The 15,176-nt window shown below is 72.3% G+C and carries 15 protein-coding genes; 2 read left to right on the forward strand and 13 right to left on the reverse strand.

From position 1 onward, the window contains the following. The first annotated feature begins 1 nt into the window (after nt 1). Nucleotides 2-286, forward strand: coding sequence for a ubiquitin-like small modifier protein 1 (locus ACIQWX_RS40905; RefSeq protein WP_400883245.1), 285 nt, complete (start codon nt 2-4; stop codon nt 284-286). Here ACIQWX_RS40905 and ACIQWX_RS40910 read toward each other — a convergent pair. Next, nucleotides 261-1,667, reverse strand: a complete 1,407-nt coding sequence (locus ACIQWX_RS40910; RefSeq protein ID WP_400883248.1) for an MFS transporter — start codon at nt 1,665-1,667, stop codon at nt 261-263. The genes ACIQWX_RS40905 and ACIQWX_RS40910 overlap by 26 nt on opposite strands. 24 nt (nt 1,668-1,691) lie before the next feature. On the opposite strand from ACIQWX_RS40910, the gene ACIQWX_RS40915 reads away from it, so the two are divergent. Then, the gene (locus ACIQWX_RS40915) at nt 1,692-2,123 is read left to right on the forward strand and encodes a MerR family transcriptional regulator (RefSeq protein ID WP_400883250.1); all 432 of its coding nucleotides are present in this window, start codon (nt 1,692-1,694) and stop codon (nt 2,121-2,123) included. Here ACIQWX_RS40915 and ACIQWX_RS40920 read toward each other — a convergent pair whose 3' ends face one another. From ACIQWX_RS40920 to ACIQWX_RS40975, 12 genes are all read right to left on the reverse strand, one after another. Further along, entirely contained in the window at nt 2,124-3,173 is a 1,050-nt protein-coding gene (locus ACIQWX_RS40920) for a radical SAM protein (protein ID WP_400883253.1), read from the reverse strand. A gap of 58 nt (nt 3,174-3,231) precedes the next feature. Continuing rightward, nucleotides 3,232-3,747, reverse strand: coding sequence for a flavin reductase family protein (locus ACIQWX_RS40925; RefSeq protein ID WP_400883256.1), 516 nt, complete (start codon nt 3,745-3,747; stop codon nt 3,232-3,234). Then, nucleotides 3,747-5,093 (reverse strand): FAD-binding oxidoreductase, encoded by a 1,347-nt coding sequence (locus ACIQWX_RS40930; protein ID WP_400883259.1) that lies wholly within the window; start codon nt 5,091-5,093, stop codon nt 3,747-3,749. The genes ACIQWX_RS40925 and ACIQWX_RS40930 overlap by 1 nt, the downstream gene beginning before the upstream one ends. Continuing rightward, the gene (locus ACIQWX_RS40935; protein ID WP_400883262.1) at nt 5,090-5,431 is read right to left on the reverse strand and encodes a hypothetical protein; all 342 of its coding nucleotides are present in this window, start codon (nt 5,429-5,431) and stop codon (nt 5,090-5,092) included. The genes ACIQWX_RS40930 and ACIQWX_RS40935 overlap by 4 nt, the downstream gene beginning before the upstream one ends. Continuing rightward, a complete protein-coding gene (locus ACIQWX_RS40940) occupies nt 5,428-6,726 on the reverse strand; it encodes an acetyl-CoA carboxylase biotin carboxylase subunit family protein (RefSeq protein WP_400883265.1) in 1,299 nt (432 codons plus the stop codon). Before ACIQWX_RS40940 ends, ACIQWX_RS40935 begins: the two co-directional genes overlap by 4 nt. Next, a complete protein-coding gene (locus ACIQWX_RS40945; RefSeq protein WP_400883269.1) occupies nt 6,723-7,778 on the reverse strand; it encodes an NAD(P)/FAD-dependent oxidoreductase in 1,056 nt (351 codons plus the stop codon). Before ACIQWX_RS40945 ends, ACIQWX_RS40940 begins: the two co-directional genes overlap by 4 nt. A gap of 272 nt (nt 7,779-8,050) precedes the next feature. Beyond that, nucleotides 8,051-9,574 carry a class I tRNA ligase family protein gene (locus ACIQWX_RS40950; RefSeq protein WP_400883272.1) on the reverse strand — a complete coding sequence of 508 codons (1,524 nt, stop codon included), beginning with the start codon at nt 9,572-9,574 and terminating at the stop codon, nt 8,051-8,053. Then, nucleotides 9,571-9,942: a cupin domain-containing protein gene (locus tag ACIQWX_RS40955; RefSeq protein ID WP_400883275.1), complete on the reverse strand. Its 372-nt coding sequence runs from the start codon at nt 9,940-9,942 to the stop codon at nt 9,571-9,573. The genes ACIQWX_RS40950 and ACIQWX_RS40955 overlap by 4 nt, the downstream gene beginning before the upstream one ends. Further along, entirely contained in the window at nt 9,939-11,264 is a 1,326-nt protein-coding gene (locus ACIQWX_RS40960; protein ID WP_400883278.1) for a SidA/IucD/PvdA family monooxygenase, read from the reverse strand. Before ACIQWX_RS40960 ends, ACIQWX_RS40955 begins: the two co-directional genes overlap by 4 nt. Before the next feature lie 58 nt (nt 11,265-11,322). Further along, the gene (locus tag ACIQWX_RS40965) at nt 11,323-12,987 is read right to left on the reverse strand and encodes an ABC transporter substrate-binding protein (protein ID WP_400883281.1); all 1,665 of its coding nucleotides are present in this window, start codon (nt 12,985-12,987) and stop codon (nt 11,323-11,325) included. 27 nt (nt 12,988-13,014) lie between these two features. Continuing rightward, nucleotides 13,015-14,190, reverse strand: a complete 1,176-nt coding sequence (locus ACIQWX_RS40970; protein ID WP_400883284.1) for an acyl-CoA dehydrogenase family protein — start codon at nt 14,188-14,190, stop codon at nt 13,015-13,017. Between the two features lie 158 nt (nt 14,191-14,348). Then, a complete protein-coding gene (locus tag ACIQWX_RS40975; RefSeq protein WP_400883287.1) occupies nt 14,349-15,173 on the reverse strand; it encodes an isocitrate lyase/phosphoenolpyruvate mutase family protein in 825 nt (274 codons plus the stop codon). Nucleotides 15,174-15,176: the final 3 nt, after the last annotated feature.

A 15,176-nucleotide genomic window follows, 5' to 3' on the forward strand; every position in this document is an offset into this window, starting at 1 on the left:
CGTGCGGATCACGGTGCTGGTGCCCGGGCCACTGCGGGAGAAGACCGGCGGCGAGTCCCGGCTGGAGGTCGAGGTCGGCGAAGCGGCCACGCTCGGGGCGCTGCTGGACGAGCTGGCCAAGCGGTACCCGGGGCTGGAACGGCGGTTGCGCGACGAGCAGGCGGGCCTGCGCCGGTACGTCAACTTCTACGTCGACGGCGAGGAGTGCCGCCGGCTCGACGGACCGTCGACGGCGCTGCGCGACCGCGGCGAAGTGCAGATCATCCCGTCGGTCGCGGGAGGCTGACCCCTTCCACTTCGGCGAACAGCTCCGCGGCACGCCGACCGGTGGCCGCCGCCCGCGCGCCCGTGCTGACGAGGGCCAGGACGAGGACCCCGGCGCCGAGCGCGGCGACCAGCCACCACACACCGGGTCCCGCGCCGAGGGTCCCGGCGAGCGCGACGCCGAGGGTCGTGCCGGTCTGCCGTCCGGCCGAGGCCAGCGAGCCGGCGACCCCGGCCATCGACCGCGGCATCCCCGAGATGGCCGTGTTGGTGATCGGCGGGTTGACCGTGCCGAGGAAGATGCCGAAGAGCAGGTAGACCGCGAGCACGAGGGGCAGCGGGGTGGCCGGGCCGAGCCACGCCGACGTCACGCCGCCGAGGGCGAGCGCGGTCCCAGCGACGACCAGCGGCAGCCGCGGGCCGCGGGTGCCGACCAGCCGTCCGGCCCGCGGGGACAAGACCAACACGAGTACGCCGACCGGGAGCAGGCAAAGCCCGGCCGTCAACGCGGTCATGCCACGGGTGTCCTGCAGGTACTGCGTGGTGACGAAGAGGAAGACGCCGAACCCGCAGAGCGCGAACAACGCCGTGACGATCGCGCCGCTGAACGCGACGCTGCGGAACAGGCGCAGTTCGAGCAGCGGGTCGGCGCGGCGCGGTTCGTGGCGCAGGAGCGCGGCCACGGCGAGCGCGGCGAGGACCAGCAGGCCGAGGATCACCGGCGACGTCCAGCCGAGCGCGCGGGCCTCGATGATGGCCGCGACGACGCTGCCGAGCACGAGGACGACGAGCACCTGGCCCAGCGGGTCGAACCGGCGCGCGCGGGCGGCGCGGGATTCGGGGACCCATTTGAGGGTGGCCGCGATCGCGACGGCGATCACCGGGACGTTGACCCAGAAGACGGCTCGCCAGCCGAGGCCGTCGACGAGGGCGCCGCCGAGGATCGGGCCGAGCGCCAGTGCCAGCCCGGACATCGAGCCGAACACGCCGATCGCGCGGGCGCGTTCGGCGGGCGCGGGGTAGACCGTGGTGACGATCGCGAGCGCGACCGGGTTGAGCATGGTGCCGCCGACGGCCTGGACCGCGCGGGCGGCGATGAGCCAGCCGATGCCGGGGGCGACGCTGCAGAGCAGGGAGCCGAGGCCGAAGACGGTGAGCCCGGTGAGGAAGACGCGTTTGCGCCCGAAGCGGTCGGCGGTCGACCCGGCGAGCACGAGGAACCCGGCCAGCACGAGCGTGTAGGCGTCGACCGTCCACTGCAGACCGGAGACGGAGGCACCGAGGTCGCGCCGGATCGACGGCAGCGCGACGGTGACGATGGAGATGTCCATCACCGCGACGACGATGCTGGCGCAGCAGACGGCCAGCACGAGCGCGGGATGGCGCGGAGTCGGAACGTTCATGCGATCGACGTTAGGATTTAGAGCGTGCTCGAAGTCAAATCGATCCCCGAGGCCGGGCTGACGATCGCCGAGGCGGCCCGCCGCACCGGCGTCAGCGCGCACACGTTGCGGTACTACGAGCGGGCGGGCCTGGTGGTCACGCAGGTGGACCGCACTTCCGGCGGACGTCGCCGGTACCGGAAGCTGGATCTGGACTGGATCAAGATCTGCACCAAGCTGCGGGCGACCGGGATGCCGATCAAGCTGATCCGGCGGTACGCGGAGCTGGTCAGCGCTGGTCGCGGGAACGAAGAGGAGCGGCTGGCGCTGCTGGAGACGCACCGGGCGGACGTGCTGGCGCGGTTGGAGGAGTTGCAGGAGAACCTGAAGCTGATCGACCGGAAGATCGGCGTGTACCGGGGACGGCTGGAAGCGGGCGACGCGGACAGCCTCTGGGCGCCGGGCGGCACCAAGTAGTCAGAAGAGCGTCGCCTGCGTGGGTTCCGGCGCCGGCGGCTGACCGCGGCGGCCGTTCAAGGCGAACTTGTCCTCGATCTCCTTGCTCGGCTCGGGAAAACCGTACTTCGCGATCAACGGCCGGATCCGGGCGCCGATCTCGTGCCGGTACCCCGTCTCCGAACCCGACGAATACAACTGCACGTACGAGTCCACCAACGACGGGTGCGCCTGCCGCAGCCACGCGAAGAACACGTCCTTGACCCCCGAAGACAAGAACAACGGGTGGTACAGCACATCCGTGGCCCCCGCCTCGGCCACGGCCGACACCAGCGCCTCCAGCTGCGAGACCGAATCCGACAAGTGCGGCAGGATCGGCGACAGGAACACCGTGCACTCCAGCCCCGCGTCGCGGATCGCGCGGACCGTCGCCAGCCGGGCCGACGTCGTCGCCGTGCCGAACTCCACCGACTGCTGCAGCTCCTCGTCCAGCATCGACAGCGACACGCCCAGGTGCACCGTCGTAGCCTGGGACGCGCGCACCAGCAGCGGCAGGTCGCGGCGGATCAGCGGCCCCTTCGTCAGGATCGAGAACGGCACCCGGTGTCCCGTCAGCGCGCCGATGATGCCCGGCATCAGCTCGTAGCGGCCCTCCGCGCGCTGGTAGACGTCCGTGTTCGTGCCGAACGCCACCCTCGGCGGCAGCTTGCGCTTGCGCGCCAGCTCGGTCCGCAGCACCTCCACGATGTTCGTCTTGACGATCACCTCGTTGTCGAAGTCGCCGGCGACGTTCAGGCCGAGCCGCGTGTGCGTCGGACGCGCGAAGCAGTACTGGCACGCGTGCGTGCACCCCCGGTACGGGTTGATCGTGTACTCGTCGGGCAGCATCCGCGCGTCCGCCGGGACGTGGTTCAACGCGCTCTTCGCCAGCACCTCGTGGAACGTCACGCCGCGGAACTCCGGCGTCCGGACGCTGCGCACGAACCCCGTCAGGCGGGCCAGGCCCGGCAGCGTCCCCTCGTCGACCCGGTCCGTGCGCTGGCCGCTCCAGCGCAGCACGTCTTCGTTCACCCGGCCGAGCATGGCCGAACCGCGCGACCGGCGGCTAGCCAGATTCGGACATGACCCGTCAGAGCGCTTCGCCCCACTGCCCCGGCCCCTGCCGCGGGTCGGTGATCGAGTGGTAGCCGCCGTGCACGAACACCAGCGCCGGCGCGTGCCGGTCCTGGCCGGTCGCCAGCACCTCGCCGACGACCAGCGTGTGGTCGCCCAGGTCGATTCTCTCGGCCAGCGCGCACTCCAGCCAGCTCGCGCCGTCGAGCACGAGCGCGCCCGTCCGCTCCCCCGGTTTCGCCTTCAAACCGGCGACCACCCGGGACGCGCGCGGGCCGGCGAACCGGCGGGCGACGTCGCGCGCGTCCGCCGGCAGGATCGACACCACCCAGCGGCCGGTCGCCAGGAGATCCCCGAGGAACGCGGATTCACGCCGGAACGACAGCGAAACCAGCGGCGGTTCCAGGGAAATCGACCCCAGGGAATTGACGGTGACGGCGTCGTGGCACCGGCCGCCGGGCGTGTCGCGGTACGTCGTGGCGACGCACACGCCGGTCGCGAACGTGCGCATCGCCCCACGAAGATCGTTCATCACAACCCCTGCGGTGAAGAGAAGAACCGGCCCGGGTCGTACCGGCGCTTGACCTCGGCGAGCCGGGCGGCGTTCGGGCCGTAGTAGGCGCCGCGCCAGTCCTCGAGGTCCGGATCGGTGAAGTTGACGTAGGAGGCGTCCGGCGCGAACTCGCCCGTCTCGGCGTGCAGCGCGTGCAGCCAGTCCAGGTTCGCCGCGACGACGCCGGGTGCGTCCCGCTCGGTCCACGACGTGTCCAGGCTCAGCAGGAACTTCGTGTCCCGGTGCGGGAACGCGGTGTCCGCGACCGGAATACGCGAGATTTCCCCGCCCCACGCGAACAACGCGGCCCCGGCGCCGTCGGGGTTGCCGCTGCCCGGCCACTTCTCGACGGCCCGGACGAGCGCCTCCAGCCCCGCGTCGGCGAGCGCGTGCGGCGTGCACCGCGTGCGCACGGCGAACGCGCCGCCTTCGCTGCTGTGGTGCAGGAACCGCGCCGCGTCCCAGAAGTCGCGGTCCTCGAGATCGGCGCGATCCGGTGCTGCCACAGCGAAAGCGGGAGCCAGCAGCTCACGCAGTTCCGAGGCCGGGCCGAGGTGGTGGCCGACCACGGAGACGACGCCGTCGTCGCCCGCCGAGCGCGCGACGCCGATCCGCGCCGAGAACTCCGCCGGCGCGGCCAGCATGATCTCCTGCATCGCGGCCAGCACCTCGACCGCGTGCGGCCACGCCCAGAGCACCACGCACGTCGAGCCGGCCGGGGCCGGGCGCGCCTGGAACGTGAAGCTCGTGTTGACGCCGAAGTTCCCGCCCCCGCCGCCGCGGCACGCCCAGAACAGGTCCGGGTTCTCGGTGGCCGACGCCGTGACGACCTCGCCGGACGCGAGCACGACGTCGGTCGAGACCAGCGCGTCGCACGTCAGGCCGTGCGCGCGGGAGATCGTCGTGACGCCGCCGCCGAGGGTCAGGCCGCCGATGCCGACGGTGTCGGAGTTGCCGAGCGGGAACGTCAGGTCCCACGGCCGCAACCCCGCGTACAGCGCCTTCATCGGCGTCGCGCCGCCGACGGTGACCAGCCCGGTGCCGCGGTCGACGCGGATGCCGGACAGCCGCCGCAGGTCCAGCACGAGGCCGGGACCCGTCGAGTGGCCCGCGTAGCTGTGCCCGCCGCCGCGGACGGACACCGGCACCGACTCCGTCCGCGCCCACTCGATCGCGCGGGCGACGTCTTCGGCGCGGGAGACGGCGAGCACCGCCGCCGGGCGGGTGGCGGCGAACCGCCGGTTCACCGGCTTCGCGGCCGCGAAGCCGGGGTCGCCGGGGAACCGGAGCTCGCCCAGGCCGCGCAGGGCGTCCCACGTGGTCATGACGCGCTCATCTCCAGCGACACCTCTTCGAGGTAGGAGACGCCGGTGGCCGCGTGCTCGCCGTAGCGCTCCCAGACCTCGCGCAGCACGAGCGTGCCGCCGTGCCACTGCGGGGTGTTGGTGCTGTGCCCGGAGATGACCTCGCCGCCGCGCAGCACCATCGTGTAGGCCAGCCGCAGGACGCCGGCGGGGTCGCAGGTGCCGGTCACCGTGCCGCGCCGGACGTGCCCGCCCTCGAACTCGGCCCAGACCAGGTCGCCCTGCTGGCGGTACTCCGCGTACGTGCCGTCGCCGCCGCCGAGCGCGCGGAACCGGCGGCCGTCGTAGTGGATGCTCATTCGTCCACGTCCAGGAGTCCGGCCGGCATCGCCAGGGTGGCGCCGGTGGGCGGGGGCTCGATCTCGACGGCGTCCACCTCGACGAGCGAGGCCGCGTGCGCCAGCCGCTGCCGGCACGTCTCGGCGTCCGTCGCCTGGCACACGACGAACGAGTGGCGCGCGATGTAGCCGCCCGGCGGCAGCCGCAGCGTGGTGCCCGGCTCGACCATCGGCGACGCCGTGACGAGCCCGTCCGCCTCCCACGGGACCTCGACCGAGTGCACGACGCAGTCGTGGTCCGGGTAGCCGAAGCGGATGCCCGCGACGCCGGACCGCGTCGGGGTGACGTCCGGGCGCTGGCCGGTGGCGACGTCGAACAGCACGCTGCCCGGGTCGATGCCGGTGGCCGTCTTGCCGAGGAACGGGATCAGGTCGCCGCCGAGCCGGCCGTTGACCTCGATGATCACCGGGCCGCTCGTCGTGAGCCGGACTTCGGTGTGGGTGATCCCGTTTTCGATGCCGAGCACGCGGTGGGCGTCGGCCAGGACGCGCAGCAGCTCTTCGTCGTGCAGCAGCGGGTCGCCCGCGTCGACGACGTGGCCGGTCTCCTCGAAGAACGGCGGCATCCCGGTGCTCTTGCGGGCGATGAACATCGGCAGGTACTCGCCCTTGTGGACGGCGCCGTCGATGCTGATCTCGGGGCCGTCGGCGAAGCCTTCGATGATCGCGCCGCCGCGGTAGGGCTCGTCGCCGACGAGGCTGGCCTCGTGGGCGACGCGGTAGGCGGCGTCGAACTCGGCGGCGTCCCGGGCGAGGGAGACACCCATGCTGGCGCCGAGCGCGCGGGGCTTGACGACCACCGGGAAGCCGATGCGGGCGACCGCCGCGCGGGCGTCGTCGAGGTCGGCGGCGAGGTGGAAGCCGGGCTGCGGCAGGCCCGCGGCGGTGAGCCGGACGCGGCAGCTGTGCTTGTCGCGGCAGCCGTGCACGCCGGGGATGCTCAGGCCCGGCACGCCGAACTCGGCGGCCAGCTCGGCCGCGGGCATGACGAGCGGCTCGTCCCAGCAGAGCACGCCGGCCACGGCGTAGTTCCCGGCCAGCTCGCGGGCGGTTTCGGCGAGCAGCGCGTGGTCGAAGACGTTGACCACGGTGATGTCGTCGAAGTACTCGTGCTGCCAGGTCGGCTTGAGGTTGTTGATCAGGACGAGCCGCAGGCCGGCTTCGCGGGCCCGCTCGGCCACGGACTTGACGAGGTATTCGCGGTAGAGCTTGAGGCCGCTGCCGATGACGAGCAGCGCGCCCGGGTTCGTGGTCATCGAAGGTCCCTTCGGGTCGGTGAAGCGAGAGCGGCGACCACCGCGTCCGCTGCCAGCGGCGCGGTGCGGAAGCCGTCGGGGCCGCTGGCCGGCCGGGCCCACGCGGCGAGGCCGACGCGGACGAAGCCGGTGTCGCCGCCCTCGGCGGTGGTGTAGTGGCAGTGCTTGACGCGCACGACGTCGTATCCGTCCACATCGGACACGACGCCGGCGGCGAGGACGCGGGCCGCCCAGCCCGCGTCGTCGTCGGGGCCGGCCAGGGTGGTCACCTCGCGCCGGACGGCGTCGGTGCTCACCTTGAGCAGGGTCCCGGCGACCGAAGGCAGCAGCCACGCCCGGCCGTCGGCGCCGAGGCCGCCCGCGGTGGGCGTCGCCGCCCAGGCGTGGGCGAGCGCGGCGGGCGGGCGCAGGTACACCATGGTCTGGCGGTGCAGGGCCACCGGCGCGTCGACCAGTTCCCCGGTCCACGGACCGGTGGCGACGAGCACGACGTCACCGGCGACGGAGGTGCCGTCGGCCAGGCGGACGACCGCCCGGTCCGCGTCGACGGCGACGGCTTCCCTGCCGGGCCGCAGCTCGGCGTCCGGGTGGTGCCGCAGCCACCGCGCGGCCGCGTGCAGGACGCGGTCGGCGAGCAGCGTCCCGGCGTGCGGTTCGAACACCGCGCCGCTGCCCCGCGGGAACCCGAGGAGCGGGTAGGCGGAGGGGTGCACGATCCGGATCGGCACCCCGGCGGCGCTCGCGGTGCCGACGGCGGCGGGCACCAGGCCGGGCGGCAGCGCCTGGAGGACGCCGACGCGCCGGTAGAGCCCGGCCCCGGGCAGGTGGTCGCAGAGCAGGGCGTCGAGCTCCCGCCACCGCCGGTGCAGCTCGGCGGCCTTCCGCGTGGCGGCGCGGTCCCCGACGACCAGGGCCCGCAGCGCGCGGTGCTGGTCGAAGGAGGTGGCGCCGGGGTGCGGAACGGGCCCGCGTTCGAGGAGGACGACGCGGTGCCCGGCGAGGACGCCCCGGATGGCGGTGAGCAGCCCGGTGATCCCGGCCCCGACGACCACGACGCGAAGGTTTCCGCGCCGGGTGCGCGGGGTTCGGGTGGTGCGGGAGGCGGTGCCCAGGCCGGGCACGGAGTGGTCCGTGCCCAGCAGGACGTCGCCGCCGGCGGGCGACGCTTGGCCGGCGCCCCCGAGCCCCGCGGTAGGTGTGGCGAGGCCGGCACGAGCCCGGCCCAGGTCACCCCGGCCGGCACTGGCCGGGGACGGAGCTTTCCCGTGAAAGCTCCCCCCTGGCGCCGAGCTTTCACGTGAAAGCTCGGGACGGGTGACGGCGGTCATCGGCCGGCCTCCGCTTCCCGCAGCCGCGGCAACGCCACCGGCGTGAACGAATCCGCGTCCACCCCCGCGTCCTCGCGCAGCACCCGCTCCGCCAGGTCCACCAGGATCGGCGCGGCTCCGCGCACCAGCCGGTCGACCTCGAAGCAGAAGTCGCCCGCGTCCGCGCCCGTCACCGGTCGCGAGTCGAGGCGGGCCAGCTGCTCGGCGATCGTCTCCGCCGCGCGGTTCAGGCTGAACCCCGCCAGCTCGTACGACTCGGCGAACCGCGAAGCCATCCGCGAAGCCGCCCGGCGGGACCGGGACGACACCGGCAGCGGGCCGAGCCCGACCCACCGGTTCACCTTGTCCGCCACCCGGTTCCACGGCTCCACGAGCCGCGCGGACGTCACCCGCGCCAGCCCGTCGCGGCTGAAGCTCGTCCGCTGGTGCTCCGGGCTCGTCGCCGCCAGGTGGAAGCGGATCAGGTCGCGGGGCACCTCGGCCGCCAGCTCGCGGCTCCACACCACGTGCCCGCGGCTGGTCGAGAACTTCTTGTGGTCCAGCTCGTAGAACTCGTTGGTCAGGTACCGCGTGGGCAGGTCGTACCGGCCGTCCAGGGCCAGCAGCATCGCCGGCCCCGCGATCGCGAACGGGTAGATGTTGTCGAACCCGAGGAAGTACACGATCTCCGAACCCGCCCCGGCCAGCCACAGCTCGTCTTCCGACGACGAGCCCGCCGACAACGCCGTGGCGTGCATGCTCCACGCCATCGGCTCGGCGTTGGGGTTGACCCGCTGCCCGGCGACCTCCGGGAACGGCACCTCGATGCCCCACGACGTCGGGTACGTCACCGGGAAGTCCGGCAGCGGACGCGCCAGCATCGCGGCCATCGCCTGCGCCATGTGCGGCCGCATCCCCGACGCGTGCGCCGCGAAGTGCGCCTGCAGCCCGGCCCGGTACTTCTCGACCGGCAGCACGAGCACGTCGGCTTCGCGCAGCTCCACGGGGTCCGCCGGGTCCAAAGTGGACCGGACGTCGAGCAGGTCACCCGCCGCCACCAGCTGCCCGCAGCTCTCGCAGAGTCCCGCGCAGCAGTCGGCCAGGCACTCCGGGCAGCTGCCGGACGCGAAGCCGTCCACGAGGAACTGCCCCGACTTCGGCGAGTACGGGAACTTCATCGTGCGCAGTTCCAGCTTCCCCGCCGAGTGCAGCCGGGCGACGAAGTCGACGACCCACTTGGTGAACCGGTCGTCGTCGCCGGTGTAGCCGTCGACGCTGATCCCCATCGCCTCCAGGCTGGCGGCGATCTGCGCCGCCGACGTGGCCACCAGCTCCTGCGGGGTGACGCCGCGACGGAAAGCGGTCGTCACCACGAACGTCGACGTGTCCTGGAACCCGGTGCCCAGCAACACTTCGCGGCCCAACGACCGCGCGTAGCGGCTGTGGACGTCGGCGGCCAGGAACGGGCCGGCGATGTGCCCGAGGTGCAGGTCGCCGTTCGCCGTCGGGGCGGGCGAGATGACGACCGTCCGGGCGCTCATGACACGCCTGCTTCGTGGCGCGCCGTGAACCGGGCCGACATCTCGGTGTCCCACCAGACGCCGTAGTACTCGAAGTCGCTGTCGCCTTCGTTGGTGACGCAGTGCGTCGAGCCGGGCGGCAGCCGGACGACGTCGCCGGCGGCGAACGGGTGCCGCACGCCGTCGACGACCAGCGTGGCGACGCCGGACAGGGCGATGAAGATCTCGTACTCGTGGTGGGAGTGCGCGGTGGACGTGGTCTGCGGGCGCAGGACGCACCAGGCGCCTTCGAACGGGGCGTTGAGCTCCGGCCAGGGCAGCAGCCGCTGGGAGTCGAGCCCGTACGCGCGTTCGAGGTTGCCGCGGTCGAGGGAGCGGACGTCGATCATACCGCCACCACCACGGACTCGCCGGAACGGCGGCGGTCCTCGTCGGGACCGGTGCCGCGCCGCTCGACGATGTCGCCGGCGATCTCGGCCGAGCGCTGGGCCAGCACGCTGATCAGCGAGTCCGAGATGCCGTGCGTCGCCTCGTTGACGCCCTGCAGGTACAGCGCGCCGTGCGCACCGGTGCCGAGGTCGGCGCGGTACTGCCGGTTCACCGAGATCCCGTCGAGGCCGATCGCGTCGGCCAGGCCGCGGACCATCGACGGCATCCGCGGGTCGAAGCCCGTGCCGAGGAACACCGCGTCGCAGCGGATCTGCTCGACGACGTCGTGCTTGAGGTCGCGGACGTCGAGGACGATCTCGTCGCCGACGGTCCGGGCGCCGACGACGTCGGCGGACCCGCGGATCGTGGAAACGGGCTGTCCCAGCATCTTCTGCTTGTAGAGCATGGTGTACAGCTCTTCGAGGAACGGCGCGGCCAGGCCGCCGTAGTTGGTCAGGTGCATCTCGGCGAGCACCTTCTCCCGCGCCTCTTCCGACATCGTGAAGAACTCGTCCACAAAGGACGGGAAGAACAGCTCGTTGACGAACTTGCTGGTCTGGTAGTCCTTGAGGGCGATCGCGCGCAGCAGCAGCGTCGGGGACGAGCCCGGCGCGTCCTGGTGCAGCGCCATGAACATCTCGGCCGCGCTCTGGGCGCCGCCGACGACGACCGGGCGCAGCGGCTTGCCCGGGCGGGCCAGCTCGACCACCTCGGCGACGCGGGTGCTGAACTCGGTGCTGTGCACGACCCGCTCGGCCGGCAGCCCGCGGAAGACCTCCGGCACGTGGGCGTCGCGGCCGCCGCCGACGACCAGGTCGCGGCAGAGGATCGTGTCGCCGTCCGACAGCGGGACGGTGAACCCGAGCACCTGGCCCGACTCCGAGTGGATCGGCAGCACCCGCTCGGCGCGGGCGTTGTAGCGCACCTGCACCTGCTCCAGCGAGTCGGCGACCCACTGCAGGTACGCCGAGATCTGCCAGCGGAACGGGTTGAACGTGCCGAGGTTGACGAACTCGTCGAGCTCGCCGCGCTCGTGCATGAAGTTGAGGAAGGAGAAGCGGCTGCGCGGGTTGCGCAGGGTCACCAGGTCCTTCACGTAGGACACCTGGCTGCGCGCCCACGGCAGCATCAGGTTCCGCTGCCACTTCACGTCTTCGTGCTGTTCGAGGATCATCGCGCCACCGGCCACACCGGACCGGCCGCACTCCTCGAGGGCGACGGCCAGCGCGAGGTTCGCCGGGCCGGCCCCGATCATCAGGACATCCACTTCGTGGACAGTCATGTCTGTCTTCTTTCCTGATCGACCCGCGGCGCGCCGGGTCGCGGCGCGCCGCGGGGAGCTACTTGCTGACGGTGACGCTGAAGAGGTCGAGCTCGCGGAACTGGGTCGGCTGGACGTTGTGCAGCCGCGACGCCCAGGCGGCGGTGCCGGACTGCCACCAGATCGGGATGGTCGGCATGTCCTGCAGGACGAGCTTTTCGGCCTGCTGGTAGAGCGCCTGGCCCTGCTGCTGCGAAGGCGCGGCGTCGGCCTGCTGGAGCAGCGCGTCGACCTTCGGGTTCGAGTACTGGCCGACGTTCGAGGCCGCGCCCGTGCGGAACAGCGGGTTGAGGAAGTTCTCGATCGACGGGTAGTCCGCGACCCACGCCGAGCGGTAGATGCCGGTGACGGTCCGGTTGTTCAGCTGCTTGCGGAAGTCACCGAGGGTCGTCTGGGGGGTGAACTTGCAGGTGCGGCCCAGCGAGTCCTGGATCTGGCGGCAGATGACCTCCATCCACTCCTGGTTGCCCGAGTCGATGTTGGACGTGAGCTCGATGTCACCCTGGAAACCCGAGGCGTCGAACAGCTGCTTGGCCTTCTGCGGGGAGTAGGTGCACAGCTCGCCGCACTGGTTGTCCAGGTGGCCCTGGACGTTCGGGGCGACCAGGCCGTCGGCCGGGGTGCGGCCGCCGTTGAACACCTTCTGGATCAGCGTCTTCCGGTCGATGGCCATGGAGATCGCCTGGCGGAACTGCGGGCTGTCGTAGCGCTTGTCGAACAGCGGGAACGCGATGGCCTGGTAGCCGAGGTAGGTGTAGGTCTTGCGCCGGTCGTCGGGCAGGTCCTTCTTGATCTTGCCGCCCTGGGTCGACGTCCACGGCGTGAACGAGAGGAAGTCGAGCTTGTTCGCGATGACGTCCGCGTACGCCTGGTCCAGGTCGGTGTAGAAGCGGAAGTCGATGCCGCCGATGTTCGGCTTCTGAGTGCCGGCGAAACCGTCGAACCGCTTGACGACGAGGTCCTTGCCCGGCGTGTACGACTCGAACTTGAAGGGGCCGTTGCCGACGGGGTGCGCTTCGAACGCTTTGCGGTCGGCGAAGAAGCTCGCGGGCAGCGGGAAGAACGCCGCGTACCCGAGCTGGACGCCGAACTCCGAGAAAGGCGCGTCGAGGGTGACGGTGAACGTCTTGTCGTCGACGACCTTCAGGCCCGACAGCTCCTTCGCGGCCGGCAGGGTCGCCGGCTGCTTGCCGTCCGCGGTCGCGTTGTTGACCTGCGCGAAGCCGACGACGTGCGAGAAGTAGCTGGCGCCCGCCATCAGGTTCGGGGAATACGCGGTGTAGTTCCACGCGTCCACGAAGCTCGTGGCCGTGACGGGCGTGCCGTCGTGGAACGTCCAGCCGTCCTTGAGCTTGACCGTCCACACCTTGGAGTCGGTGGTGGTGACCGAGTCCGCGACGGCGTTGTGCGGGGCGGCCGTCTTGGCGTCGTACTCGATCAGGCCGCGGAAGAGCGTGCCCAGCACGCTGATCCCGCCGACCTCGGTGGTGTTGCCCGGCACGAGCGGGTTCGACGGTTCGGTTTCGCTGTAGCTGATGACCGCGTCGCGGTCGACGTTCGCCGCGGCGGGCGCGGCGGCGCCGTCGGGCGAAGGAGCGGCGGTGGGGCCGCTCGGGGTGCTGCACGCGCTGAGCGTCACGGCCAGCACGGCGGCCGCGCACACGGCGGCCCGGAGCTTTCTCATGGGGTTTCTTCTTTCGGTAGGGGTGATTCAGCGCCGGCCGGAGGTGATGCCGAGGGCCAGCGGGAACGCGGGCCGGCCGCCCAGGAGGTGGGCACCGGCGGTCTGCAGGATCCGGTCCTGCGCCACGATGTGCTGGCACATCGTGGTGGTGTCGCGCAGCCAGCGGTCCAGCGGCGAAGGCCGGTAGATCGCGGACGTCTGCACGAGGTCGTAGAGGCGGGTGACGATCGCCCTGGCCGTACGGAACGCGTGCCGCCGCGACAGCGGGAGCGCGGCCCGCTCGCGCGGGGTCAGGTCGTCGAGGGTGCCGCCCGCGACGAGGACTTCGTGCTGGCGCCGCAAAGCGCCGTAGACGCCCTCGCGAGCCGCGGCGAAGTCGCCTTCGCACTCGGCGATCGTGGTCTGCGTGCGGTAGTCGTCCTCGCGGCCGTTGGCGACGGCGGTGTCCGTGACGTGGTCGAGCGCCGCGCGGGTGACGCCGAGCGCGACGCCCGGCATGTTGCGCATGTGGACCTCGGGCTGGGCCAGCGGGCCCGAACCCCCGCGGACGTCGGCGAAGACGAGCGTGTGCTCGGCGGGCACGAACACGTCGGTGATCGTGTAGTCGCAGCTGCCGCTGCCCGCCAGGCCGGTGGTGTGCCAGGTGTCGAGCACCTCGACGTCGGCCTTCGGCACCATGAGCAGGATCGAGTCGTGCTCGGGTTCCCCGTCGCGGTACAGGAAAGCTCCGGAGACGACCCAGTCGGCGTGCGTGACGCCGCTGCCGAACTGCCAGCGGCCGGTCAGGCGGTAGCCGCCGGGGACGATTTCCGCGCGGCCGTTGGGGAAGAGCAGTCCCGCGGTCGCCATGTCCAGGCTGGGGAACATCTCTTCGGCGACGGCGTGGTCCAGGAACGAGGCGTAGAGCCCGGTGTCCGACCCGATCATCGCGCACCACGCGGTGCCGGCGTCGCCGTAGGCCAGGGCCTCGATCACCTCGGTCTGCTCGATCGAGGTCAGCTCGGGACCGCCGTGGGCGCGGGAGAACCCCATCCGGAACACGCCGGTGCCGCGCAGCAGGTCCACGACGTCCGCGGGCAGCCGCCGGGCCCGCTCGATCTCTTCGGCGCGGTCCCGCAGCACCGGGGCGAGGGCCTGCGCCCGGGCCAGGATCTCCGAGGCGGTCTCGGGCGCCCGGACGGGCAGGGGCTCGACTACGGTCATCACATCACTTCCCTCGAGGTCTTCTTCTCGGTAGTGGAAGTGATTGAAGCCAGCGGTTTAATTGATGGAAACGGTTGTCCACCAAGGAAAATCAACGGGGCGCAAAAACGAAGTGGACACCGGCCGCGACGGATCCGCGGCCGGTGTCCCGGAGAAGGTCAGCCGGTCACGGCGCTGTTGACGGCCCCGAAGTCCAGGCCGCCCTCCAGCGCGGTGTACGTCCCGTGTTCCAGCAGTTCGGCCGCCGCGCGCCGGGCGACGGCGTAGGCGGACTGGGCGATCGCGGTGCCGACGCTGATCCGGCGGACGCCGACCGCTTCCAGCTCCGCGACGGCCGGGGCGCCCGGCCACACCATCACGTTCACCGGCAGCGGGCTTTCCTTGACGAGCACGGTGAGCGTCTCCAGGTCGACGAGCCCCGGCACGAACAGGCTGTCGGCGCCGGCCGCGGCGTAGGCACCCGCGCGGGTCAGGACGTCGTCCAGCCGGCCCTCGGGTTCGCCGATGCCGAAGAGGTAGACGTCGGTGCGGATGTTGATCCACAGCTCGGGCAGGTCCGCCGCGGTCGCCGCGTCGCGCGCCGCGCGGACCCGGCCGACCTGGGCCGGGACGTCGAACAGCGGACCGCCCGGGGCCGTCGAGTCCTCCAGGTTGATCCCGACCGCGCCGGCCTCGACGACCGCGCGGACGGTCGCGGCGACGTCGTCGGCGGACGGGCCGTAGCCGCCCTCGATGTCGGCGGTCACCGGCACGTCGACGACGCGCACGATCCGCGCGACCAGCTCGGCCATCTCCTCGCGGGTGAGGCCGTGGCCGTCGGGCCGTCCCGCGGACCAGGCGACGCCGCCGCTGGTGGTGGCGATCGCCGGGGCCCCGGCCCGCGCGATGAGGGCCGCGCTCGCGGCGTCCCAGGCGTTCGGCAGCACCAGCGTGCGGTCGGTGTGCAGGGCGCGCAGCCGTTCGGCGAGGTGCTTGGCAGACATCCG

The organism is Amycolatopsis sp. NPDC098790 (assembly GCF_044759945.1).
Classification (GTDB): Bacteria; Actinomycetota; Actinomycetes; order Mycobacteriales; family Pseudonocardiaceae; genus Amycolatopsis.

Coding starts and splice junctions, on each gene's coding strand:
- ACIQWX_RS40910 (WP_400883248.1), bottom strand. CDS start 1,667: ATGAACGTTCCGACTCCGCGCCATCCCGCGCTCGTGCTGGCCGTCTGC.
- ACIQWX_RS40925 (WP_400883256.1), bottom strand. CDS start 3,747: ATGAACGATCTTCGTGGGGCGATGCGCACGTTCGCGACCGGCGTGTGC.
- ACIQWX_RS40930 (WP_400883259.1), bottom strand. CDS start 5,093: ATGACCACGTGGGACGCCCTGCGCGGCCTGGGCGAGCTCCGGTTCCCC.
- ACIQWX_RS40935 (WP_400883262.1), bottom strand. CDS start 5,431: ATGAGCATCCACTACGACGGCCGCCGGTTCCGCGCGCTCGGCGGCGGC.
- ACIQWX_RS40940 (WP_400883265.1), bottom strand. CDS start 6,726: ATGACCACGAACCCGGGCGCGCTGCTCGTCATCGGCAGCGGCCTCAAG.
- ACIQWX_RS40950 (WP_400883272.1), bottom strand. CDS start 9,574: ATGAGCGCCCGGACGGTCGTCATCTCGCCCGCCCCGACGGCGAACGGC.
- ACIQWX_RS40955 (WP_400883275.1), bottom strand. CDS start 9,942: ATGATCGACGTCCGCTCCCTCGACCGCGGCAACCTCGAACGCGCGTAC.
- ACIQWX_RS40960 (WP_400883278.1), bottom strand. CDS start 11,264: ATGACTGTCCACGAAGTGGATGTCCTGATGATCGGGGCCGGCCCGGCG.
- ACIQWX_RS40965 (WP_400883281.1), bottom strand. CDS start 12,987: ATGAGAAAGCTCCGGGCCGCCGTGTGCGCGGCCGCCGTGCTGGCCGTG.
- ACIQWX_RS40970 (WP_400883284.1), bottom strand. CDS start 14,190: ATGACCGTAGTCGAGCCCCTGCCCGTCCGGGCGCCCGAGACCGCCTCG.
- ACIQWX_RS40975 (WP_400883287.1), bottom strand. CDS start 15,173: ATGTCTGCCAAGCACCTCGCCGAACGGCTGCGCGCCCTGCACACCGAC.